The organism is Shewanella kaireitica (genome assembly GCF_023284045.1).
In the GTDB taxonomy this organism is placed as follows: Bacteria; Pseudomonadota; Gammaproteobacteria; order Enterobacterales; family Shewanellaceae; genus Shewanella; species Shewanella kaireitica.
In genome coordinates, this window is the sequence record NZ_JAKIKQ010000004.1 from 326,438 (window position 1) to 347,096 (window position 20,659).

19 protein-coding genes are annotated in these 20,659 nt (G+C 38.9%); 18 read left to right on the forward strand and 1 reads right to left on the reverse strand.

The window, feature by feature from the left end:
• Window positions 1–17: 17 nt before the first annotated feature.
• Window positions 18–1,487: a peptide MFS transporter gene (locus L2730_RS08550; protein WP_248974184.1), complete on the reverse strand. Its 1,470-nt coding sequence runs from the start codon at window positions 1,485–1,487 to the stop codon at window positions 18–20.
• Window positions 1,488–1,918: 431 nt separating this feature from the next.
• On the opposite strand from L2730_RS08550, the gene rfaH reads away from it, so the two are divergent.
• From rfaH to L2730_RS08635, 18 genes are all read left to right on the forward strand, one after another.
• Window positions 1,919–2,437, forward strand: a complete 519-nt coding sequence (rfaH, locus tag L2730_RS08555) for a transcription/translation regulatory transformer protein RfaH (RefSeq protein WP_248974185.1) — start codon at window positions 1,919–1,921, stop codon at window positions 2,435–2,437.
• Between the two features lie 1,137 nt (window positions 2,438–3,574).
• Complete coding sequence (locus L2730_RS08560; protein ID WP_248974186.1) at window positions 3,575–6,304, forward strand: SLBB domain-containing protein; 2,730 nt, start codon at window positions 3,575–3,577, stop codon at window positions 6,302–6,304.
• Window positions 6,305–6,498: 194 nt separating this feature from the next.
• On the forward strand, window positions 6,499–6,876 hold the full coding sequence (locus L2730_RS08565; RefSeq protein ID WP_248974187.1) for a four helix bundle protein: 378 nt from the start codon (window positions 6,499–6,501) through the stop codon (window positions 6,874–6,876).
• Between the two features lie 90 nt (window positions 6,877–6,966).
• Window positions 6,967–7,929 carry a Wzz/FepE/Etk N-terminal domain-containing protein gene (locus L2730_RS08570; RefSeq protein ID WP_248974188.1) on the forward strand — a complete coding sequence of 321 codons (963 nt, stop codon included), beginning with the start codon at window positions 6,967–6,969 and terminating at the stop codon, window positions 7,927–7,929.
• Between the two features lie 190 nt (window positions 7,930–8,119).
• Window positions 8,120–9,133, forward strand: coding sequence for a UDP-N-acetylglucosamine 4,6-dehydratase (inverting) (gene pseB, locus L2730_RS08575; RefSeq protein WP_248974189.1), 1,014 nt, complete (start codon window positions 8,120–8,122; stop codon window positions 9,131–9,133).
• Between the two features lie 22 nt (window positions 9,134–9,155).
• Complete coding sequence (pseC, locus tag L2730_RS08580; RefSeq protein ID WP_248974190.1) at window positions 9,156–10,316, forward strand: UDP-4-amino-4,6-dideoxy-N-acetyl-beta-L-altrosamine transaminase; 1,161 nt, start codon at window positions 9,156–9,158, stop codon at window positions 10,314–10,316.
• Between the two features lie 2 nt (window positions 10,317–10,318).
• On the forward strand, window positions 10,319–11,005 hold the full coding sequence (gene pseF, locus L2730_RS08585; protein WP_248974191.1) for a pseudaminic acid cytidylyltransferase: 687 nt from the start codon (window positions 10,319–10,321) through the stop codon (window positions 11,003–11,005).
• Between the two features lie 11 nt (window positions 11,006–11,016).
• The gene (gene pseG / locus L2730_RS08590) at window positions 11,017–12,108 is read left to right on the forward strand and encodes a UDP-2,4-diacetamido-2,4,6-trideoxy-beta-L-altropyranose hydrolase (RefSeq protein ID WP_248974192.1); all 1,092 of its coding nucleotides are present in this window, start codon (window positions 11,017–11,019) and stop codon (window positions 12,106–12,108) included.
• Entirely contained in the window at window positions 12,077–12,718 is a 642-nt protein-coding gene (locus tag L2730_RS08595) for a formyltransferase family protein (RefSeq protein ID WP_248974193.1), read from the forward strand. The genes pseG and L2730_RS08595 overlap by 32 nt, the downstream gene beginning before the upstream one ends.
• Entirely contained in the window at window positions 12,711–13,391 is a 681-nt protein-coding gene (locus tag L2730_RS08600) for a formyl transferase (RefSeq protein ID WP_248974194.1), read from the forward strand. The genes L2730_RS08595 and L2730_RS08600 overlap by 8 nt, the downstream gene beginning before the upstream one ends.
• Window positions 13,392–13,401: 10 nt before the next feature.
• Window positions 13,402–14,460, forward strand: coding sequence for a pseudaminic acid synthase (gene pseI / locus L2730_RS08605; protein ID WP_248974195.1), 1,059 nt, complete (start codon window positions 13,402–13,404; stop codon window positions 14,458–14,460).
• Window positions 14,453–15,127, forward strand: coding sequence for a PIG-L deacetylase family protein (locus tag L2730_RS08610; RefSeq protein ID WP_248974196.1), 675 nt, complete (start codon window positions 14,453–14,455; stop codon window positions 15,125–15,127). Before pseI ends, L2730_RS08610 begins: the two co-directional genes overlap by 8 nt.
• Window positions 15,128–15,432: 305 nt before the next feature.
• Window positions 15,433–15,603, forward strand: coding sequence for an N-acetylneuraminate synthase family protein (locus L2730_RS22040; RefSeq protein ID WP_346347813.1), 171 nt, complete (start codon window positions 15,433–15,435; stop codon window positions 15,601–15,603).
• Window positions 15,604–15,649: 46 nt separating this feature from the next.
• The gene (locus L2730_RS22045; RefSeq protein ID WP_346347814.1) at window positions 15,650–15,868 is read left to right on the forward strand and encodes an N-acetylneuraminate synthase family protein; all 219 of its coding nucleotides are present in this window, start codon (window positions 15,650–15,652) and stop codon (window positions 15,866–15,868) included.
• Between the two features lie 641 nt (window positions 15,869–16,509).
• Window positions 16,510–17,919: an NDP-hexose 2,3-dehydratase family protein gene (locus L2730_RS08620; RefSeq protein WP_248974197.1), complete on the forward strand. Its 1,410-nt coding sequence runs from the start codon at window positions 16,510–16,512 to the stop codon at window positions 17,917–17,919.
• A gap of 6 nt (window positions 17,920–17,925) precedes the next feature.
• Window positions 17,926–18,888, forward strand: coding sequence for a Gfo/Idh/MocA family protein (locus L2730_RS08625; RefSeq protein ID WP_248974198.1), 963 nt, complete (start codon window positions 17,926–17,928; stop codon window positions 18,886–18,888).
• Between the two features lie 16 nt (window positions 18,889–18,904).
• Entirely contained in the window at window positions 18,905–19,966 is a 1,062-nt protein-coding gene (locus L2730_RS08630; protein WP_248974199.1) for a DegT/DnrJ/EryC1/StrS family aminotransferase, read from the forward strand.
• On the forward strand, window positions 19,966–20,559 hold the full coding sequence (locus tag L2730_RS08635) for a NeuD/PglB/VioB family sugar acetyltransferase (RefSeq protein ID WP_248974200.1): 594 nt from the start codon (window positions 19,966–19,968) through the stop codon (window positions 20,557–20,559). The genes L2730_RS08630 and L2730_RS08635 overlap by 1 nt, the downstream gene beginning before the upstream one ends.
• The last annotated feature ends 100 nt before the right edge of the window (window positions 20,560–20,659 follow it).

The following is a 20,659-nucleotide window of genomic DNA, read 5'->3' on the forward strand; positions in this document are numbered from 1 at the left end:
ACTCTAGAACCTAGAACCTACTGCTTTATTCCTTCATGCTCTGCTGTTACAGCAATCTCTTGCTCAAGAGCTTCCTCTTCAGTTTCTGCATGGCCTTCAGCGCCGTGCATCCAATCAACAAGCTTGTCTGCCATGAAGTAAAGGATGATGCCTGAAATAGCTGAAGTAATTGCGATACCTGCGAAGATAGCCATTGCATTAGCAAGTTGCTCTTCTTTCTCGCCGCCATGTCCAATAAATGAACCGACTACGCCACCCACTTTGTTAGCGATAGCAACGAATAGGAACCATGCACCCATCATTAATGATGCGATACGCAGTGGAGCCAATTTAGTAACCATCGAAAGACCAATAGGAGATAAACAAAGTTCACCCATGGTATGGAAGAAGTATGCACCTACTAACCACCACATGCTTGATTTAGCATCAGCGTCGCCGCCCATTTCTAAAACAGCACCAATCATGAATAGGAAACCAATACCTAAAAGTACAAGACCTAAAGCAAACTTCACAGGCGAGTTAGGCTCATTCTTTCCTAAACGGATCCAAATAGAAGCGATAACAGGCGCGAAGATGACAATGAACATTGCGTTAAGCGACTGGAACCAAGTGGTAGGAACTTCCCATCCACCAATCATACGGTCAGTAAAGTCGTTAGTGAACAAGTTCATCAAACCACCGGCTTGCTCGAAACCAGCCCAGAAGATAATAGTAAACAGACCCATGACCATAATCACTTTAATGCGATCACGTTCAATTTTTGTTAGTGGTTCTTTACGTACATCACCGGCAGCTTCATTTTTCTCTTTCTCTAGCTTGGCAGCAGGGTAGCGTCCAATATCACCTAGAAGTTTTTGCGCGAATACGAACTGGATAATAAGTGAAAGTACCATACCGATACCCGCACATAAGAAGCCCATTTGGAAGTTGCCATCATAAGCTGCAACAACTGAGCCTACGATAATACCTGAGAGGAATGCACCAACGTTAATACCCATATAGAAGATAGTAAACGCGCCATCACGACGATGGTCACCCTCTTCATACAAGTCACCTACCATGGTAGAGATGTTTGGCTTGAATAGACCATTACCAATAATCAACGTACCAAGACCAATATAAAACACCAAGGTTTCAGAACCAGGGATCCAGCTATGTGGTAGTGCCAGAGTGAATTGGCCTGCAGCCATTAACGCGCCGCCAATGATAATTGCTTTACGTTGGCCTAAATAAGCATCAGCCAACCAACCACCGATAAGTGGGGTTAAATAAACAAGACCTGTAAAGGTACCGTAGAGCGATATTGCATCACCCTGAGTCCAGCCTAAACCATGTCCACCTTCAGTTTGTACTTTATCTACAAGATATAACACCAAAATGGCGCGCATTGCATAATAACTAAATCGTTCCCATAGCTCTGTTGTAAACAACAGGAACAATCCCTTCGGATGCCCAAGCATCGTCCCCTGGGGTTTTACTCCGCTCATTTGTTCTTCCACCTTCAGCTTGTGATTGCCTGTGAGTCAATAAACGCCACAGAAATATATTTTTATAAATAGTCGCGTACCAAATCTGCAGGATATACACACTTAAAATGTTATTTTTAATGTGTATATGTAGCAGTTTTGACCGCCCTGTTATGGGCTTATATTCTAATTTTTATTATTTGAAGCTAAAAATAGCGCCAAATGCGATAAAGCCTACCTTATATACCCTTTTAAGGTGGCTTAAGTCAATTTTAAGGGAGCGACTGCTGACTTAATGAACACCTTTGAGGCTCCGTTACGCGAGGGTATGAATATGTTTCTAACAAAGCGTATATTGCTGTGAAATTTACTTTCTTTTTAGTTCGTAATTTTGCTAGTATTCCAAGCCGTGAAGGGACGTCACTATTTTGAATTAAGATAAGAGAGAACTAATGAAGGCTTGGTATTTATTATATTGCAAACCTCGTGGCGAAGCCCGAGCGCAGCAAAACCTTGCACTTCAAGAGATTGAGACTTATCTACCTACCTTTCCGGAAGAGAAGTTACAAAAGGGACAAGTAACCGTACGCCGTGTTTCGCTCTTTCCGAGCTACCTATTTGTATATTTTGACCCAGAAGTGACAAGTGTTGCCCGTATTCACAATACCCGTGGCGTTATCCGCATTGTTGGCTGTAAGGAATTAATGACAGCCATCGATGAAAGCGTTATTCACGGCATTAAAATGCGTGAACACAAGCTAATAGCTAAATATATGCCAGAGACTGTAGAGCAACCTAAGTTAGTTCAAGGTGATAAGGTTTGTTTTACTGACGGTCCTTTCGCAGAACTAGAGGGTATATTTGACGAAAGCAATGGCGATAAACGTTGCTTTGTGCTGTTTGAGTTAATGGGAAAGCAGCAGCGAGTTATTGTCGACAAAAATGCGATTGCCCCTATTAATAAAAAGTAAATAAATACATCACGGTTCATCCATCCTCCTCACTCTAGATTTATGTAGGCAGGTTGAAAGAAGTAAGTGAAAGAGGATTTGCTTTGTAAGATATCAGCCATTGTGTTGTGTGGTAGTTATAAGAAGCAGTCAATCTTTCGAGAGTGAATTTATTGTGTGCTTGGTGCTGGCTGTTTAGGTTTTCTTTTGTAGGAAGAACATTAGAACCGTTTGATAATGTTCAGGTATATGCGAAAAAAGGCTGCTAAAGAGCAAAGTACTCTTAGGTTGTTCACTCAACGAAATCGATAGCAGGTTGAGCATAGATAATACAACTCTAGATAGCGACATCTATAACGGGCTGAGCATCGAACATAAAGTAAACATATCGTAAGTTGAATGGCTTAGAGTTGCTGCTCGATTGTTTTCATTGAGGTATAATCGCGGCGGTTATTTTCTTTGGTCGGTTATTTTTGCCGAAAATAGAATCATCAAATGGCTTTAGTTGAAAGTCTTTTATAAAAAGTTGTCACAAGCGGAAGCTAATTTAGTAAAAGAAGCAAGTTAGAAAAAGTAGCTTAGCAACAGAAAGCTTAGTAAGAGTTAAGTTAGTAAAGGTTTACATTGGGTTTGTTTATTTTGTCTCTAACAGACACCATTTCCAATTGTTCACTTTTACTAAATTAATTTTGAGCATAGTTAGTTCAAAGCTCAATAAATAGGGATGTCTGCACAGCAGACGGGCACTTTGGAAGCCGCAATCCATGGGCGGTAGCGTGTCTGAAGGTCAATCAGGCCCTAGGAAGTCGGGCGTTCGCAAGCTCACTGCTAGGACGGACTAGTCCTGCTAGGAAATCAACAGCAAACGCCATTTAGTTTTGATGTTGATTTTACGCTTTGCTAGCACCTTCTTTTGAAGTAGATCGGCATTTATGCCGTCGCATTCTAGATTTGACCGTTCACTTAAGACTTTACCGTCTTTGCTAGAACCTAGAACCTAGAACCTAGAACCTAGAACCTAGAATGGCTTTTTTGTATTCCCGTAATCAAAGCGTTCTGTAGTGACAAAGTCACGTGCCGTAAAGCCGTAGGCTGTTCCTCCCAGCTCGTATCGATTTAGCTTTAATCAATTTTCAACCTTTCTCTCGGAGATAACTGGTGTTTAATAAGACTAAGAAACTCATCATGGCTAGTGCAACTGCTTTACTGCTATTAAGCGGTCAAGCTCAAGCTGCCATGCCATCTCCTCAAATGATTGAGCAATTTAAAAACTTGCCAGCATCAGAGCAGCAACGTTTAGCAAAACAGTACGGCATTAGTCCTTCAATGCTTGGTGGTTCAACGGCACAACAGCCGCTGGAAAATCCGCAAGTGGTTAATAGCCGCAGTGACACTAAACGTGACGCTGTTGAAGATAAGAGTAAAGAACTTACCTTTGAAGATGATGCTGCGAAAACAAAACTACAACGTTTTGGTTATGACCTATTTGAAGGCGAGCCGACAACGTTTGCGCCGGTATCAGATGTTCCTGTCCCTAGTGAGTACTTAGTCGGTCCAGGCGATAACATTAAGGTTCAGCTATACGGCAAAGAAAATAAAGAATACGACCTAGTGATAAACCGCGAAGGTGTTATTCAGTTTCCTGAACTTGGCCCCATTAGCGTTGCAGGTTTGAATTTTAGTGAGCTTAGAAAATCACTTTCTCAACGCATTAAAAAGCAGATGATTGGTATTCAATCGAATATCACCATGGGTGAGCTTCGCTCTATCCGTATCTTTGTCGCGGGTGATGCGTACAAGCCAGGTTCTTATACCGTTTCAAGCCTTTCTACTATCACGCAAGCGCTTTTTGTGGCGGGTGGCGTGAATGAAATTGGTTCATTGCGAAATATTCAAGTTAAGCGTGCAGGTAAATTAGTCGGTAACATGGATCTGTATGATCTACTGTTACGTGGCGACGCTTCGGGTGATATGCGCCTTCGTTCTGGCGATGTGGTTTTTATACCGTCGGTTGGTGGATTAGTGAGTGTAACCGGCGAGGTTAGGCGTCCTGCTATCTACGAGCTTAAAAAGCACGAGACCATGGCTCAAGTAATAGAAATGGCCGCCGGTGTTAAACCAGGCGCTTACCCAAAGCGCAGTAGTGTTGAGCGTTTTAATAAAAACAGCCTTAGAACCATTGTAAATGTAGATCTTACCTCTACTGCGGGAAAAAACACTAAAGCACTTGCTGGAGATGTTATTCGTGTTAAAAGTGCGACTTCACAATATGAAGATGCACTTACCGTAGTGGGTGCCGTAGTTAGACCTGGTAAATACCAGTGGTTTAAAGGGCAAAAGATTAGTGATCTTGTACCATCCATCTGGGGTGATTTGACCGTTTCTGCTGATTTAGAGTACGCCGTCATTGTTAGAGAGATAAAAAAGCAAGGCGATATTCAGGTTTATCAGTTCTCACCATCAAAAGCGATAAACGGCAAGGTGGCGTCACAGAACCTTACTCTTGAAGCTAGAGACAAAATTATCTTCTTTAACTTTAGCGATATGGCACAAAATCGTTATGAGTTGAACAAATTAGTTAAAGAGCGAGTTAAAAAAGTTCAGTCATTGGCTGGTGACTCGTTAATTGGCAATGACCTATTTAAAGCGGGCTTTTCGCAACTAAACCAACAAAAATTTGCTGACCGCTCAGAACTTGGCGGTGTTGCTATCAATAGCAAAGCTGAAGAAACTGAAGCAACCGCGATTAAAGGTGAAGTCAACAAAATGTTGGTTAACCTTTTCGAAGATAGGGACCTAATCAAACTCAGTTCAGTGATGAATCGCGGTGAACTGCTTTACCCTGTGATTATGAAATTGAACAGCCAAGGGCGTGCAGGAACTGGCGTTCAAGCTGTAGCCGTAAATGGTAAAGTCAATAATCCAGGTATTTACCCATTGGCAGTGAATGCCAAGGTGAATGACCTAATCGTAGCCGCAGGTGGCTTAGAAGAAGGGGCGTATACCACGCGCGCTGAACTGACCAGTACTGTTACCACGGTTGATGGCTCTTCAATTAGCCATAAAAATATTGCACTCGATTTAGCGTTGCAGGGCGACGCATCACAAAATCTATTATTGAAAGGTCGCGACATTCTCACCGTTATGACCACGCCAGATTGGCAGGAAAACAAGTCAGTAGAAATACGCGGCGAGGTTCGATTCCCAGGTACCTACAACATCCGCCGCGGTGAAACATTAGGTGATGTGTTAACTCGCGCAGGCGGGTTTACTAGCTACGCTTACCTACCATCTTCTGTATTTGTACGTGAATCAGTACGTCAGCAAGAGCAGTTAGAGATTAAAAAGCTTGCCGATCAACTGCGTCGTGATATTGCTACCCGCGGTGTATCAAAAGACGGCAATGTTATTAACTACTCTGATGCACAAATGATGCTTACCGACCTTGAAACCATCAAGGCGGTTGGCCGTTTAGTGGTAGATTTATCTGCAATTTCTGTTGGCGTTAATCAAGCGGATCTGCAGTTAGAAGACAAAGACGTACTTTACATTCCATCAACCAAGCAAACGATTGCAGTAATGGGCGAAGTACAACACGCAGCGACACATAGATTTAAAGAAGGTCAAACAGTTGACCAGTACCTAGCAATGTCTGGTGGCGCTCGAGAGCGTGCTGATGATGATAGAACTTATGTCATCAAGGCTAATGGTTCAGTAATGCTGCCAAACCGCTCAATGTGGTTTAGCGGTGAGTCAAGCCTACAACCTGGTGACACCATCATCGTGCCACTGGATACAGAGTACAAAGATAACCTAACGCTCTGGACCCAAGTCACCAGCATCATATACAACACTGCAGTCGCATTCGCTACAGTCGCAAACTTGTAAGAAGAATCGAGATACGAGATCGCTTCGCTGCTAGAGCGGGCTTTGCCCTGCTATAAAAGCAAAAGCTGAAAGAAACTAGTTGTCCGCTTTCAGCATTTGCTTGTCTAGAATCTAGAAGGAGCGAAGCGACGCTCTAGCCGTGACGAAGTCACGACCTAGAAGCGCAGCGCTCTGCCAAAGCTAAGGAGTAGCTAATGCGATTCGAACAACTGGATGTTTGGAAAAGAGCCTCAAGATTGTCGTGCGAAATATATAAAGCCACAGAGAGCGTACAAAATTGGGGCTTTAAAGATCAAATTACACGCTCAGGTTTATCGGTGCCTTCGAATATTGCTGAAGGTGAAGAGCGTGAAACTATCAAAGAGAAAGTACGCTTCTTGTATTATGCAAAAGGCTCACTCGGAGAGTTGGTTACCCAGCTGTACATTGGAATTGAAATCGGCTACCTAAATCGGCAGTCTTCGATGGATATGATAAAAGAAGCTAAAGAGTTAGCAAAAATCATAGGTTCTCTAATTAAAAATAAGGAATCACAGATTAAAGAAGAAAACGCTGATTACAAAGTTGATTAATTTACAGGCGAGAGCTTTTGAATCTTGCCCTTATAGCAGCGTAGCGATCTATCCGCGAAGCGTCCTAGAATCTCGAATCTGAAGAAAATAATGACTAAAAATATACAACAAAACTACACTGATGCACAGTTTCCACAAACAGCACCGGACGACGAAATCGACCTCCGCGAACTCTTCTCGGTAATCTGGCAAGGTAAATGGCTCATCATCGCCATTACAGCCGTTTTCGCTATCGGTGCAGTAGTATTCGCAATCATGCAACCCAATACCTACAAGTCTGAAGCCTTATTAGCTCCAGCAAGTGAGGAGCAGGGAGGCGGCTTAAGCGCACTGGCGGGGCAATTTGGTGGTTTAGCCAGTATGGCCGGCATTAACTTAGGTAGTGGCGGTGGAGTGGATAAAACTCAAATGGCCATCGAAGTTATGAAATCACGTCAGTTCGCCAGCCAATTCATTCAAAAGCACAACATACTTCCGGATCTGATGGCTGTAGAAAAATGGAGTTTAAGCGACAATTCAATTATATACGACGCCGACTTATATGAGGCGGATACAAATAAGTGGGTGCGTGAAGTTAAAGCACCCTTTAAACCAGAGCCATCTATGCAAGAGGCGTACAAAGAGTTTACCAAAGTTGTTTCTATCAACTCAGCTAAAGATACTGGCATGGTAACAGTCTCTGTAGAGCATTTCTCTCCTGCTATCGCGCAACAATGGGTAACATGGCTTGTTGAAGATATTAACAAAGTCATGAAAGAGCGTGATGTAGCAGAAGCAAATCGAAGCAGTGAGTTTTTAAACAAGCAAATAGCACTTACTAACGTCGCCGATATTCGTTCAATTCTTTACAAGCTTATTGAAGAGCAAGCCAAAACCATTATGTTTGCTGAAGTCCGTGATGAATATGTATTTAAAACTATCGATCCAGCATTGGTCCCAGAAGAAAAAGCGGGCCCTAAACGCGCGTTAATTTGCGTATTAGGTACAATGCTTGGCGGTATGTTAGCTGTCATGATTGTGCTAATAAGGCATTTCGTTAAGAAAGAAGATTAGAAATATAAAGTTTTTAGGCCTATTGGAACCTTTTAAAGAAAAACAGTGGAACCTTGGTTTTAAAGGGGATAGCGGCAATGTCGCTGTCTCAAAATGGATTTAAGGTGTCTCAGCATGGTTTTGAAGGTTGAGGTGTGAAAGTGTACAAATTAATTTAAATTTTGATATCAAACATATTTAGGATAAATAAATGTTAAATAATAAGACTGTTTTGATCACTGGTGGCACAGGTTCATTTGGTAAACAATTCATAAAAACCATCCTTGAATGCTATCAAGATGTGAAGAAAATTATCATCTATTCACGTGATGAACTAAAGCAATTTGACATCCGTCAAGACTATCCTCAGAAAGATTATCCACAATTACGTTTTTTTATCGGTGATGTACGTGATCAAAATCGTATGACCCAAGCGTGTGAAGGTGTAGATGTTATTATTCATGCAGCAGCCATTAAACAGGTAGATACTGCAGAATATAACCCAACAGAATGTATTCGTACTAATATTGATGGTGCAGAAAATGTTATTCAAGCAGCTCTTCGCTGCGGTGTTCATGATGTAGTTGCACTATCAACTGATAAAGCGTGCGCACCAATTAACCTATATGGTGCAACAAAGTTAGCATCTGATAAATTATTTGCTGCGGCGAATAACATTAGAGGTTCAAAAGATATTCGTTTTAGTGTTGTGCGTTATGGCAACGTGATGGGCTCGCGTGGTTCGGTTATTCCATTCTTCATGAAGAAAAAAGAAGAAGGGTTACTGCCTATTACTCATGAAGAGATGACTCGTTTTAATATCTCTTTGCAAGACGGCGTAAATATGGTGATGTATGCGCTTGAAAACCACCTTGGTGGTGAAATCTTCATTCCTAAAATTCCATCGTACAAGATTTTAGATATTGCTCAAGCAATCGCGCCTGAATGTAAAACTAAAGTTGTTGGGATTCGTCCTGGCGAGAAACTACATGAAGAGATGATCACGGATACAGACTCGCTGAATACCATCGACTTAGGTAAATACTATGCAATTCTACCTTCAGTGTCGTTTACCTATACTGAAGCGGAATATATGCAACACCATAAAGCACAAAAAGTCCCATTTGGATTCAAATATAATTCAGGGACTAATACTGAATGGGAAACTATCGAAGGACTACGCGAGTTGATCGTAGAGCACGTAGACCCTAACTTCGCTGTTTAATATTGAGTCGTAGAGATAAATTATGATCCCTTATGGTAAGCAAGAAATTATCCAGCAAGACATTGATGCCGTGGTGCAGGTTTTACAGTCTGATTTCTTGACTCAAGGTCCGCAGGTTCCTGCTTTTGAAGCTGCATTAAAAGCGCATACTAGTGCTGAATTTGCTTTGGCAGTTAATAGTGCAACGTCTGCTTTACATATCGCTTGTTTAGCACTTGGTCTAGGTCGGGGTGACATACTATGGACCACTCCAGTGACATTCGTAGCATCAGCAAACTGTGGTTTATATTGTGGTGCAAGTGTCGACTTTGTTGATATTGACCCGCAAACCTACAACATGAGCGCGAGTGCATTAGAAGCGAAGCTTGTTCAAGCGAAAGAGACTAACGCTTTACCAAAGGTGATCATACCGGTTCACTTATGTGGGCAAGCGTGTGATATGAAAAAAATCCATGCTCTATCGAAAGAGTATGGATTTAAAATCATTGAAGATGCCTCGCACGCTATCGGTGGGCGCTATCTTGACGCGCCAATCGGTAGCTGTGAATATTCGGATATCACTGTCTTTAGTTTTCATCCAGTGAAAATTGTTACCACAGCAGAAGGTGGGGCTGCGATGACCAACAGCCAAGAACTTGCGGATAAAATGGCACTTTATCGCAGTCACGGCATTACGCGTGATGTGGATAAAATGGTAAATGAGTCTCATGGAGGCTGGTATTACGAGCAAATCGATCTTGGCTTTAATTATCGTATGACTGAATTGCAAGCTGCATTAGGTGTGTCGCAGATGCAACGCTTAGATAATTTTGTCGCTGATCGTCACCGTCTTGCTGAGCGTTACAATCAATTATTGAGCCGCTTGCCAATAAGCTTACCATATCAATTAGAAGGTACCTATTCAGGGTTGCATTTGTATGTCATTCGTTTGCAATTAGAGACTATTTCAAAAACACATCGTGAAATTTTTGAAGCATTGCGCGAAAATGGTATTGGGGTTAACTTGCATTATATCCCCGTTCATACTCAGCCTTACTACCAAAAAATGGGTTTCAAATTTGGGGACTTCCCTCAAGCTGAGGCTTATTATCAAGAAGCGATTTCACTACCTATGTTTCATTTGATGAGTTATGTGCAACAAGATGAAGTAGTTCGCGTACTAACTTCAGTATTAAAGGGATAAGCATGAAAATTGCGATTATTCCAGCGCGTGGTGGAAGTAAACGAATACCACGGAAAAACATTAAACTTTTTCATGGTAAGCCAATGATTGCATACTCAATTGATGCAGCATTAGCATCTGGCTGTTTTGACAAAGTGATCGTCTCTACTGACGACCAAGAAATTGCTGATGTTGCATTAGAGTATGGCGCGGAAGTACCATTTTTACGTCCTGAAGATATTTCAGACGATTATGCAACGACTATCGATGTAATCCAGCACGCAATGCAAGAGCTCAAGCTAAACGCCGAAGATAAAATATGTTGTATTTATGCAACGGCACCATTTATCGAAGTTAACCAGTTGTTAAGTGGATTAAAATTGCTGGAAGATCATCAATTGGATTATTCCTATAGTGCTACGGAGTTTTCATTTCCTATACAGCGAGCTTTCTATCTAAATGATTCTGGAAAGGTTGAAATGTTTTACTCTGATCATTTTAATACTCGTTCTCAAGATTTAACTAAAGCATATCACGATGCTGGGCAGTTTTATTGGGGTACTTATGAAGCTTATAAGAAAGGAACACCATTTTTTTCCGCAAATACAATACCTGTAATTTTAGATATATCAAAAGTTCAAGATATCGATACTCCTTCTGATTGGAAACGTGCAGAGTTAATTTTTAATTTAAATTTAACAAAAAAATAGGTTTATTGCATATGCTAACAATAGCAATTAGGGTTGATTCATCACATCAAATAGGTATTGGACATGTGATGCGATGCTTAACTCTAGCTCAAGAAATAAATCAGCAAACATGCGCTAGAATAGTTTTCATATCCAGAGAATCTGAAGGCAGCATTGCAGCCAAAATTGTAGATGAAGGGTTTGAATATTTTGAATTGAGTTCAGGTATTGACAATGCATCATCACATTTACAACATGGGCAGTGGCTGAGAAATAGCCAAGAAAAAGATGCCAGTGAGTTTCAGGCTATTTTAAATTATAACGGTATCAATGGTTTGGATCTTGTGATTGTGGACCACTATGGTATTGATCAACATTGGCATAAATTAGTCCGTCAATTTAGTTCAAAAATATTTGCTATTGATGATTTGGGTGATCGTTATTTAGACTGTGAATACCTGCTTGATCAGACGTTTGGTTGCAATCCAGAAAAATACAGTGCTTTAGTTAAACCGGATTGCACATTATTTTTGGGTACCAAATATGCACTTTTAAGGCCCGAGTTTCAAAAGGTGCAGCCCGCTCAAACTAATGATAGAACACTGCTGCTTATGTTTGGTGGTACAGACCCCGATAACTTGACAGTACAAGCATTGAACATCGTTTCACAAATGGCATCTGTGAATAAAATTATTGTTGTTATGAATGGGACTGCAAAACATTTACATGCAGTGACAGAATATTGCTTACTAAATAAAAATATTAGTTTGCATGTATCACCAAAAAATATAGCAGGGTTAATGCAGCAAGCAAATTTAGCTGTTGGTGCTGCTGGCACCACCTCATGGGAGCGCTGTGCAGCGGGCTTGCCCGCGGTTGTGATTATACAGGCAATTAATCAACGCGAAATCGCGTTTAATTTAAGCGGTGCAGGTGTTATAAGTTATATGGAAGCCGAAAGCGTAACTGATGATTTACAACATCAAATTGAAGCTTGGTTTAAGTTACTTTCTAGTGACAATGATATTGTAGAAAAATGTCAAAAAATATGTGATGGCACAGGTACAAGTAAAGTAGTAAAGGCAATGATAAATGATAGAAAATATTACTGTTTTAGTGGATAACGATTCATGGATTTTACCCTACGCTAAAGACCTTGTTGATGAGCTAAATAAGCTTGATAAAAATGCAACGTTGGCTCAACATCATGATGCGGTAAACGCTGGAGATGTTTGCTTTTTTCTCGGTTGTACAAAAATTGCAGCGCCGAGTTTACTCAGTAAAAATAAATTTAATCTTGTTGTGCATGAAAGTGCCTTGCCGCAAGGAAAAGGTTTTGCGCCCATTGCGTGGCAAATCTTGGAAGGACAAAATGAAATACCTGTTTGTTTAATTGAAGCTTGTGATGATGTTGACGCTGGTGATATTTGGCTGACCGATACAATTACACTAAATGGTACAGAATTAGCCTGTGAGTGGCGAGAACTGCAAGGCCTTATTTCAATTAAATTGGCAGTGAGATTTGTTAATGAATTTGGCTCTCTTGTGCCTAAAAAACAGACGGGCCAAGTAAGTTTTTATCCGCGTAGACGCGCTAGTGACAGTGAGTTAGATGTGAGCAAAACATTAGCAGAGTTAATACCGTTGTTACGAACGGTTGATAATGAGGATTATCCGGCATTTTTCGAACATGAAGGGTGTAAATACAAGTTAGAGATCAGTAAATATGAATAGCTACGTTGTTGCAACAATTAAAGAATGGAACATTTCGCAGTTTGAAAAAAGAGTCGGTGGCTATGCTGGTGAATGGTTTTTAATGAACTCAAGGAGTGAGTTAACCATTGAAAACCTAAGGAAAATAAATCCAAAATACATATTTTTTCCACACTGGAGTTGGATTGTTCCAGATGCTATTTTAAAAGAATTTAACTGCGTTTGTTTTCATATGACGGATGTGCCATATGGTCGAGGAGGCAGTCCGCTGCAAAATTTGATCATTAGAGGTCATCAAAAGACCAAATTAACGGCGTTAAAAATGGCAAACGAATTAGATGCTGGGCCTGTTTATTTGAAAAATGAACTTTGTTTAACCGGTAGTGCGGCTGAAATTTTCCTGCGAAGTTCAAGTTTAACTTTTGATATGATAGAGCACATTGTCAAACGGGAACCAAACCCTGTGCCGCAACAAGGCAATGTCACTGAGTTTCCAAGACGCACACCAGCACAAAGTTTGTTAACGCCAGAGTTAAATTTAGAAGGTTTTTATAATACAGTGCGTATGTTAGATGCAGACACTTACCCAAAAGCATATTTAAATTTAGGGAATTTGAAGTTAGAGTTCTCGGGTGTTTCTAAAATTGGAAGTGAATTAGAAGCAACGGTTAGGGTCATTAAAGAAAGTGAATAAAGTGAATAACATGACTAAAAAATATATTGAAATTGACGGAAAACGAATCGGTTTAGAATACAAACCATATATCATTGCAGAATTGTCCGCTAATCATAATGGTGATATTGAAAATGCCTTAAAGACTATTGAGGAAGCTGCTAAATGTGGTGCGGACGCAATCAAAATTCAGTCATACACCCCTGATACAATGACCATTGATTGTGATAATGAGGACTTTCAGGTACGCGGTGGGCTATGGGATGGATATAGTCTATATCATTTATATAAATGGGCTCATACACCGTTTGAATGGCACGCGCAATTATTCGCTAAAGCAAAAGAAGTTGGAATTACATTATTTTCAACCCCTTTTGATGAAACCGCACTTGAATTACTAGAGGAACTAGATGCGCCTGCGTATAAAATTGCTTCATTTGAATTGACCGATCTTCCGCTTATTAAGCGTGTTGCACAAACGGGTAAACCAATGATCATGTCAACAGGCATGGCAAATTTAGATGAAATTGAAGATGCAATCAAAACAGCAAGGGAGAACGGCTGTAATGATTTAGTTGTGCTTCATTGCATCAGTGCTTACCCTGCACCGTTTGAGCAGTCAAATCTAGCTACAATAAGTGATCTTTCAGAACGATTTGATGTTATTTCTGGTCTTTCTGACCATACATTAGGTACAGTTGTTTCAATAACTTCGATTGCGTTTGGTGCATGTTTAATTGAAAAACATTTTATTTTAGACCGTAACGATAAAGGTGCTGATTCAGAATTCTCTATTGAGCCTCACGAATTAACAAGATTAGTGGAAGAAACTGAAGCAGCGCATAAAGCCATTGGTGTCGCTGGTTATGAAAGAAAAACGGTTGAAAATTCTAGCATGAAATTTAGACGTTCATTGTATTTCGTCGAAGATATAAAAGCAGGTGAAGTTATTACTGACAAACATGTTAGGCGTATTCGTCCAGGTTTTGGTTTAGCTCCAAAATACCTTGAAGATATAATTGGTAAAAAAGTTAAAGTTGATATTGAAAGAGGTACTGCAACCAAATGGGAGTTAATTGCGGATGTCTAATTCTGTATTAGTTGTAGTTGCACACGCTGATGATGAAGTACTTGGCTGTGGTGGGACGATAGCAAGGCACGTCAAACACGGGGATCTCGTTACAGTTGTCTTTATGACTGATGGAGTTTCATCACGCTTAAATTCTAATGCTGAATTAGGAGATATTCGTAATAATGCTGCAAACAATGCACTCAGTATTCTTGGTGTTGAAAATGTTCATTCTTACGCATTTCCTGATAATAAAATGGATAGTGTGCCTCTATTAGAGGTTGCTCAGGCTATAGAAAAAGTCCTTAATGTATGTAACCCCAATATCATTTATACTCATTTTTCACATGATTTAAACGTGGACCATCGAGTCACGCACCAAGCGGTATTAACGGCGTGCCGTCCACAGCATTGGTCATCAGTGAAAGAAATATATACGTTTGAGGTTCTTTCGTCTACAGAATGGAACTCAAAATCTTTAATTCAATTTACGCCTCAGAAAATTGTTAATATTACAGGGTTTTGGGATAAAAAATTGATGGCATTAAAATGCTATTCAAATGAGATGAGAGATTTCCCACATAGTCGAAGTTATGAGTGTGTCGAAGCTTTAGCTATTTTACGTGGGGCGACTTATGGGGTGAATAAAGCAGAAGCATTTCAAATAGAAAGGATAATCTCAGGATGATAAAAGACATTGAAATCATTGGGGTGAACCATGCTCATTATATAATAGCAGAGCTATCTTCTAACCGTAACGATGATATTAATCGAGCCTTTTAGGTTATGGAAGAAGCGAAAGCACCTTGTTCTGATGAACTAAAAATTCAACAACATGTGTGAAATAATGATAAGAGACTATGACTCGGGAGAACTCTAAATCTTGGGTGGTTTATGGTTAGGGGAAAGTTTATATTCATTATATAAAGATGCTCACTTAGCGTAGGAATGGAATAACTGTTATTTGAGAAAGGTAAAGAACTTGGTATAACCATATTTAGTACTCCTTTTGATTTCTCAGTTGTAGATTTATTAGTAGAGCTGAATGCGCTGGCATACAAATTTGCTTCGTTTGAATTGATAGATTTACCCTTAATTAAGTGCGTGGCACAAACAGGCAAACCAATGATTTTTCGACTGGCATGGGAAACCTACAGAAAATAGCTGAAGGAATTGAAACTGCTCGAGCTAACGTCTTGAAGAGCTCATCATTTTACAGTGTGTAAGTGGTTCCCCTGTTTCTGCAGAACAATATAATTTAAAGATAATCAGTTTTAATGCTCAGAGTTTCGACATTTTGTTAGATTTACCAGGTCACACAATTGATAATGCAACTTCAATTGCTGCAGTAGCTTTAAAAGCTTGTTTAATTGAAAAACAAGTCACCGTGACTGAGATTGTGAAAGAGCAGATGATAGCTTTTCCTTAGAACCTCATGAGTTATTAAAGTTGTGCAAAGATTCAAAACGGCATGGCAAGTAACCGGTCGCGCAAATTATGAGCGAACAGAGTTTGAAAAAGCAAATGTAAAATTCCGCCGCTCTTTATGTTGTAAAAATATTGAAGAAGGTGAAAAATTCACTTCAGATTATATCCGAAATATTCGGGGCCGTTTTGGTTTACCATCGAAGCATTATGAATAAATTTTAGGTAGGAAGCGGTTCAAGATATAAAGAAGAGATACAGCATTACTAGATGACATGATTATAAAATAGATTAAACATAAAAACTTGGTGATAAACATATCATTCTTCTACGAATCTTGTCTCTAATGTTTTAAATGCTGCTATTCCTATTTTTCTCATTCCAATTTTAACTTTTATTTTTGGCCGGCAGGTATACGGTCAAATAGCAATGCTCTAAACTTTTTAGTTGGTTTAGCAGCATTTTCAAGGGGGGCGAAATCCTTCCCAAGATGTTTATTCTGTTTCTGCGAGAGTGTTATAGGTAAACAGAAATGCTGAATGATGAATATACCGATTTTAGAGTATGTGTGGAGTGCAGTATTCGGCTCTGTAAACGAAAATTTGACATTTGTAATGTCACCTTTAGATTGTAAGCGATAAAGCTATGAATTTTAAAAATGATATAGATAGGTTGTTAATGTCTTCTTTAACAATCAAAGGAAGCCAGATATCTTGTCTGGATGCGCTAATTTGGATTGAACAAAGAAAGAAAGAAGTTCATGTAAATATTGAGAAAACTAAACTCAGCCAATTAGATCTGTGGAAAGTGAATAAAGAAGCTGGTCATGTTGAGCATCATTCTGGTGGTTTTTTTCGAATAGAAGGCTTGGATGTACATATTAGAAAAATAGACGGTGATGAAAAAAAATGGAACCAGCCTATTATAAATCAACCAGAAATTGGATTTTTAGGTTGTATTGTAAAAGAAATAGATGGAATTCTTCATTTTCTGGTACAAGCAAAAATTGAACCAGGAAATGCAAATGTTGTACAGTTATCGCCGACCTTACAAGCCACAAGAAGTAACTATACGCAAAGGCATAATGGTAAGAAGCCAAAATATCTGGATTTATTTTTAAATAAAAACAAATCCAAAGTACTGCTTGATACATTGCAATCTGAACAAGGGGCCAGATTTCTAAGAAAAAGAAATAGAAATATCATCATTGAAATAAAAGAAAATATCGAAGAGTCTAATGATTATAAGTGGTTAACATTAGGTCAGATTAAGTACCTTACACGATATGACAGTATTGTTAATATGGATTTGAGAACTGTTATTTCATGTATACCATTTCACCAAACTACAGAAAAAAACTTTACAAGCGATAAAGTCATAAATCAAGGCAATGAGTTTTTGAGTTGCCTTTATAACGAATATAGTTATGAAAGAGGTGAAGATTTACAATCTTGGCTTACAGGCATGAAATCTATAACGGATTTGTATGTTAAAAAGAAACCCATTGGTCAGTTGGATGGCTGGGAGTTAAACGAAGAAGCACTTAGCCATAAAGATGGGTTGTACTTTGATGTGTTGTGGGTATCTGTTGAAATTATGCACAGAGAAGTTGCTAAGTGGGATCAGCCGATATTAGCACCAAGAGGGCAGGGTGTCATAGCATTTATTGTTAAACGTATAAATGGAATTTTACATTTTTTGGTGCAAGCGGAAATTGAAAGTGGTAATTTCGACCTGTATGAATTTGGACCAACAGTGTCTTGTGTTCCATCTAACCATGAAAATCAAAAAGTTCCTTTTTTAGATTATGTCTTGGCTGCAGATAAAGAAATGATACTTTTTGACGCGTTACAATCTGAAGAAGGTGGTAGGTTTTACCATGAAGAGAATCGAAACATCATAGTTTTAGCTGATGATGATTTTTCAACAGATGTACCAAATAATTTCAAATGGTTTACATTGCGTCAATTGTTGCAGTTCAATATGTACAATAACTATCTAAATATTGGGGCGAGAAGTTTGATTTCATCGATTCAATTTTTAAGTACAAAGTAGGTTTAAATGAAGAAAACAATAGGGATTTTAGGGTGTGCTAGTATCGCTGAAAAGTTTATAATTCCCAATTTACTAAGTTCAGACAAATTTAAACTCATTGGCATTGCTAGTCGAGACATGTCAAAAGCAACAGAGTTTGGTGACAGGTTTGGAATTAAGCCATTTGGGGACTATCAAGAATTAATAGATAGTAAGCCCGATTGTATCTATATTCCATTGCCAAATGCACTTCATTTTGAATGGGTTAGAAAAGCGTTGCTAAGCGACATAAATGTAATAGTTGAGAAATCTTTAGCTACTAGCAACAATGACGTTAACGAGTTAAATAATATTGCAAAGAAAAACGACTTAGTGTTGTTTGAGAATTTTCAATTCAGATTTCATAAACAGTTTGATTTTATTAAACAGAGTATTAATAATAAACTGATTGGAGAAGTTAGGTCTATAAGGGCATCTTTCGGCTTTCCGCCTTTTATTGATAATAATAATATAAGATACAAAAAAGAATTAGGTGGTGGAGCTCTACTTGACGCAGGTGCATACACCATTAAGATTTCAACATTATTGTTAGGAAATACTATTTCAGTAAGTTCTAGTGTCATGAATTACACTAAAAATCATGAGGTTGATATCTTTGGAAGTGGGATGTTACTAGAACACACAAATAAAGTTGTTTCCCAAGTCGCATACGGTTTTGATAATCATTATCAAAACTGTCTCGAAATTTGGGGCAGTGATGGTGTGTTAGTTGCTGACCGTATTTTTACCGCTGGACCATCAATAAAGGCAAAGGTGCTTGTTAAAACTTCCGAGTTTGTCAATGAACATACTTTTCAGGATAATCATTTTGAAAATATGATCAATTATTTTTATGGTTTATTAGTGGGCACTGAAAGTAAAAGTGAAGAATACAAACAAAATTTAAAGCAGTCTCAATTGTTAGCGGAATTTATTAAAAATGCGAAATAATAACCCAAAGATCTACGTGACACAGCCAAGTCTGGCTTCATTAGATGACTTTTCAGAATTACTTTCAAGCCCATGGAGGTCTGGTGTGCTAACACATAATGGACCGCTAGTTCAGCAGTTGGAGAATGACCTTTGCATAAAGCTCAATCTAAATAATTTTACTTCAGTTGTGAATGGAACAATGGCTTTACAGTTGGCTATCAAGGCTCTTCAATTAAAAGGTCAGATTATTACAACTCCATTTAGTTGGGTTGCAACGGTAAGCTCTATTAAATGGGAGAACTGTAAACCTATCTTTTGCGACATTGATCCGGAAACTTTAAATATTGATGTTAATAAAATTGAGTCTCTGATCACGGACGATACAGTTGCAATTATGCCAGTCCATGTATTTGGTAATCCATGTGATATCATTGGAATTGAAGAAATAGCAAAAAGGCATAAGTTACCCGTTATTTACGATGCGGCTCATGCAGTTGGTTCTACATTCAATGGAAATAGCATTTTGAATTACGGTGACATATCTGCTACAAGTCTACACGCCACGAAAATTTTCAATTGTGGTGAAGGAGGTGGCTGTGTAACTAATTCAGAACTGTTACGAGATAAAATAAGACGTTTAAGGTTTTTTGGGCATGATGATGAGAAAAATATAGTCGAAGACGGCCTAAATGGAAAGATGACCGAGATACATGCTGCGCTCGGTATTCTTAACTTGAAAGAGTTTGATAGTGTATTGGCGTGGAGAGAGCACAAATACAAGCTATATTTAAGTCGATTGGCACAAAATGAAAAGTTATCTTTTCAAAAATTAACACCAGGAACCAACTATTCATATTTTCCGGTTATTTTTGATGAAGAGGCTACCCTCCTAAAAGTGGTGAAAGTTCTTAATGATAATAATGTATTCCCACGTAGATATTTCTACCCCTCTTTAAACACTTTGACAAATATAGTGGATGCGCAAGATACACCTGTTTCTGAGGATATTGCAAAAAGAATTTTATGCCTACCTCTTTACACAAATCTGTCAGATAGTGATATCGATAGAATTTCAACTTTAATTAATACAATATAATGGAAAAAGTTTTGATCGGCGCAGGTGGCGCGGCACGTGAAATCATGGCACATATGAAAAACATGGATATGAAATGTTTTGTTGATGACAAATATTTTGAAGAAAATAGTAAAAACATCTACCCTATTTCGTCTTTCAACTCAAAAACGATGTGTACGCTAATTGCCGTTGGAGATTCTAATGACAGAAAGTTATTATTTGGTAAATTGCCAGCAGACACCCAGTTTTTTTCATTTATACATGAATCAGCTCAAATTATGGATAAAAATGTCATTCTTGGACAAGGCGTTTTTATTTCTGCGAATTGTGTTATCACAACCAACATAAAAATCGGAAGTCATAGTTATATAAACCGAGGTGCTATGATAGGGCATGACTGCAATATTGGTAAGTTTTTTACCATGATGCCCAGTTCAGTACTGTCTGGAAGCTGTTCAGTTGGAGATAATGTATTGATTGGAGCGAACGCTTCAATTAGGGAAAATGTAACTATTTCGAGTAATGTAGTAGTTGGCATGCAATCAGCCGTGCTAAATAATATTGTTGAAGAGGGGACTTACGTAGGAGTTCCTGCTAAGCTATTAAGCTATTAAGCTATTAAGCTATTAAGCTATTAAGCTATTAAGCTATTAAGCTATTAAGCTATTAAGCTATTAAGCTATTAAGCTATTAAGCTATTAAGCTATTAAGCTA

Excerpts from the sequence above, each read along its gene's own strand:
- L2730_RS08550 (WP_248974184.1), bottom strand. The coding sequence starts at position 1,487 with ATGAGCGGAGTAAAACCCCAGGGGACGATGCTTGGGCATCCGAAGGGA.
- rfaH (WP_248974185.1), top strand. The coding sequence starts at position 1,919 with ATGAAGGCTTGGTATTTATTATATTGCAAACCTCGTGGCGAAGCCCGA.
- L2730_RS08565 (WP_248974187.1), top strand. The coding sequence starts at position 6,499 with ATGCGATTCGAACAACTGGATGTTTGGAAAAGAGCCTCAAGATTGTCG.
- L2730_RS08570 (WP_248974188.1), top strand. The coding sequence starts at position 6,967 with ATGACTAAAAATATACAACAAAACTACACTGATGCACAGTTTCCACAA.
- pseB (WP_248974189.1), top strand. The coding sequence starts at position 8,120 with ATGTTAAATAATAAGACTGTTTTGATCACTGGTGGCACAGGTTCATTT.
- pseC (WP_248974190.1), top strand. The coding sequence starts at position 9,156 with ATGATCCCTTATGGTAAGCAAGAAATTATCCAGCAAGACATTGATGCC.
- pseF (WP_248974191.1), top strand. The coding sequence starts at position 10,319 with ATGAAAATTGCGATTATTCCAGCGCGTGGTGGAAGTAAACGAATACCA.
- pseG (WP_248974192.1), top strand. The coding sequence starts at position 11,017 with ATGCTAACAATAGCAATTAGGGTTGATTCATCACATCAAATAGGTATT.
- L2730_RS08595 (WP_248974193.1), top strand. The coding sequence starts at position 12,077 with ATGATAGAAAATATTACTGTTTTAGTGGATAACGATTCATGGATTTTA.
- L2730_RS08600 (WP_248974194.1), top strand. The coding sequence starts at position 12,711 with ATGAATAGCTACGTTGTTGCAACAATTAAAGAATGGAACATTTCGCAG.
- pseI (WP_248974195.1), top strand. The coding sequence starts at position 13,402 with ATGACTAAAAAATATATTGAAATTGACGGAAAACGAATCGGTTTAGAA.
- L2730_RS08610 (WP_248974196.1), top strand. The coding sequence starts at position 14,453 with ATGTCTAATTCTGTATTAGTTGTAGTTGCACACGCTGATGATGAAGTA.
- L2730_RS08620 (WP_248974197.1), top strand. The coding sequence starts at position 16,510 with ATGAATTTTAAAAATGATATAGATAGGTTGTTAATGTCTTCTTTAACA.
- L2730_RS08625 (WP_248974198.1), top strand. The coding sequence starts at position 17,926 with ATGAAGAAAACAATAGGGATTTTAGGGTGTGCTAGTATCGCTGAAAAG.
- L2730_RS08635 (WP_248974200.1), top strand. The coding sequence starts at position 19,966 with ATGGAAAAAGTTTTGATCGGCGCAGGTGGCGCGGCACGTGAAATCATG.